This is a genomic window from Photorhabdus sp. RM96S (genome assembly GCF_042879335.1).
Taxonomy (GTDB): domain Bacteria; phylum Pseudomonadota; class Gammaproteobacteria; order Enterobacterales; family Enterobacteriaceae; genus Photorhabdus; species Photorhabdus kayaii.
Map to the genome: position 1 here is coordinate 1 of NZ_JBHFKT010000196.1, position 412 is coordinate 412.

The window sequence follows — 412 nt, forward strand, 5'->3', positions numbered from 1 at the left end:
GGCGGCGGTCTCGCGCAAACTCGATAAACCGCTGGCCGTGCTGATACAAAGCAGTTCCGCTGCCGGGAAATCTTCCCTGATGGAAGCGGTGCTGAACCTGATGCCGGAAGAAGAACGTATCCAGTATTCGGCAATGACCGGGCAGAGCCTCTACTATCTGGGGGAAACCAGCCTGCAACACAAGATACTGGCGATAGCCGAAGAGGAAGGCGTGCGGCAGGCGGCCTATGCCCTGAAACTGTTGCAGTCCGACGGCGAGCTGAAAATCGCCAGCACCGGCAAGAACGAACAGAGCGGCGAGCTGGTGACGCGGGAATACAAGGTACAGGGACCGGTGATGCTGATGTTAACGACGACGGCCATTGATGTGGATGAAGAGCTGCTGAACCGCTGTCTGGTGCTGACGGTCAAC

Annotated in this window: 1 pseudogene; it reads left to right on the plus strand. The window is 58.0% G+C overall.

Annotated elements, in window-relative coordinates:
- Positions 1-412, plus strand: a pseudogene (locus ACGF49_RS24940) (DNA primase); the annotation flags it as partial.